This window comes from Brevibacillus gelatini (genome assembly GCF_003710935.1).
Lineage (GTDB): Bacteria > Bacillota > Bacilli > Brevibacillales > Brevibacillaceae > Brevibacillus > Brevibacillus gelatini.
Genome location: NZ_RHHS01000089.1, coordinates 1 through 2,460 on the forward strand (window position 1 = coordinate 1; position 2,460 = coordinate 2,460).

At 55.7% G+C, this 2,460-nt stretch carries 1 protein-coding gene and 1 pseudogene; both read right to left on the reverse strand.

Features of this window, described 5'->3' with window-relative positions:
- Positions 1–1,760 (reverse strand): annotated as a pseudogene (locus EDM57_RS22920) (hypothetical protein); the annotation flags it as partial.
- Between the two features lie 149 nt (positions 1,761–1,909).
- Positions 1,910–2,460, reverse strand: a 551-nt coding sequence (locus EDM57_RS22925) for an imm11 family protein (RefSeq protein WP_246005896.1), incomplete at its 5' end; no start/stop codon positions are given.

Genomic DNA, 2,460 nt, shown 5'->3' on the forward strand with positions numbered 1-2,460 from the left:
TTAACCACCTTGCTGCCAGTTTTCGTCGCTTTCATCGCCTTGGCGGCCTTCCCTGCCAGTTTCGCCCCCGTCGCTGCCGCTCCGGCAAACGGTATGCATGCGGCAAGCGACAAAGCGGCTCCGGCATAGTCACCGCGCGCCAACGAGATCCCCGCATTCGCCAGGTCGGCGATTTCCCCAATCCCAGGGATGAGCCCCACAATATCCAGGGCCAACTGCACGCCATCCAGGAAGCTGCCCCAGCCGGACTCTTCCTCTTCCTGCTCTGGCTCTTCTTCCTCTTCCTGCAGCAAGTCCTCGACAGTAACCGGAGCTTTGGTCAGGCCGACGACTTCCACCTTGGGGGCCTGAATATCGACTTCCCCGTCCAGAATCATGCTGCTGGTGCTGCACATGAGGTAAATCGCTTCCTTGGCCTTGATCTCCAGCTTGTTTTCCGACGTGATTTCCATGTCTTTTTCCGACGAAAACACAATCGGGTGCTGGCTGTGGATTTCAATGCCGTCTTCTTCGTGCAGCTTGATAAATATCTGTCCCTCCTCGCTCTCCTTCGCCGTCAGGACGAGTTCTTTTCCGCCCATCATCAGCTCTTTGCCGAAGTTGGTTCCCCAGTATTTCACACCGGGATTGCCTGTCTTCGCGGTGCTGCCTCCGCCTTTGCGCACGGAGCTGATCGCCATGGCTCCTTCTTCCTCTGGAGTCGAGAAGTACAGCTTGACGGCGTCTCCGAGCTGCGGCATGCAGTAAAAACCGCTGTTGCCCTCCGCTGTGTAAAACGAGGAGTACGGAAACCAGTTCGCCGTCGCTTTAGGCTGCTGCGGGTCGATGTCCAGATGGATTTTTACCGTATCCTTGCGCACGTCAATGATCCGGCCTTCCAGCGACGCCCCGCAGATGTCCTCGTTGCGGAGCGGATCTTGCCGGACGCCGGCCTCAGGCATGAGCTGGTACGTATGCGTCAGGATGGCGCGCTGGATCGTGGTCGTGGACTGGGACACGACCAGTTCTTTGCCCTGGAACTGGACACGGTCTCCCACCTGCAGAACCTGTTCGCTCTCGACCTCATAGGCCAGAAAATCGTTTTCACCAAGGCCCGTGGCGTATTCGTTTTCCGTTGCTACCATATACGGCGACAGCCTTTTTCGGACGGTAAAGTGGGGGTCGGCTACCTTCGCCGTGCGACCCTCCGGCAAGCCAAACCAAAACTTGGGCGTATTGGCTGCGGCTTCTGGCACGAGAACGGCGCAAAAACGCGACGCCATGCGCTTGAGAAACTGCCAGTCTGTCTCCTGATATTGAATCGCAATCGTGCCGAGTGGTGCTCCGTTGGAGGCGTAGTCCAAATAGTCCGAACCCGGATACGTTTTCGTGATTTCATCGAGCAGTTCGGTATAGGACATCTGCTTGTTTTGAAAAGAACGCTGCTTGCTCTGGACATCCATGTCATATGTGACAGAGACGGCTTCCAGTTCCAACTGGTACACGCCCCGCACGACATTCACAGATACGGATGCGACCAGACCTTGGAACAGCGTGCGGACAAGCGCACCGTTTTCCACCAGATTCAGGGCGACAATATCCTTACTCGTTGCCATCTCGATGCACCGATCGCGCTTTTCCTCCGGGATGATCGCGGTGACGTACAATCTGGCATGGTCATTGATGGTTTTGATCAGTTTGACATCTTGCAAGCTCTGAACTTCAAAGGGTGAGGCCAACTGGATATTTTCGTACCCGGCCAGCTTCTCGGTCGTGCTCATGCTATCCCCCCTCACTCCCTCAGGAGTTTGCCTTTTCTGCTGTCCTGAACCGGCTTTTTTGCCGCAGCAGACTGGATTGTTTCCGCCTCCTCGCCAGCTTTTGACACGACGAGGGCGGCATCTACTACCAAAGACATCGTTTGGTTCTGTTATACTTGCTCGACTTTTTTCAGGCGAATCCCGATGAAATCCCGGCGCAGCAATGCCTCCGCCAGCCGAAGATCGATGATGATATGCGGCTCCAGAATCCCCTCCACCTGAAAAATGGGGTGGCGCCTGACTTTTTCCTCATCGATGACCAGTCGCTTGAGCGAGCCGTTTTGGTAAAACTCACTTTGCTCTGAGAGACAAGCGATGCGCGGCAGGATCAGCAGCCAGTACGCGTCCTGCCTGGTTCTCTCCTGGTCTGCGAGAACCACGGATTTGGCGAAAAGTTTGGGAGCGAATTTGTGGATGAGTGTCTTCAGCCGATCAGAATAGAGCGGAATCGGTCGGTCGAGAAAATCGAGATAGACGTTTTCGCTTTTCGGCTTGATGTCAAACTGGAGGATGGCCTCTTCCAGCTCCTCCTGGTAATCCGGCGTCAGCCACTCCGGACGCATGGCATCAAAAACGCCCGTGGGCACAACAGCCTCTGCGATCCGCTCGTCCTGTGTCATGATGAAATAGTTCATACCCGTTCCCCTTCCTGCCAGATGAC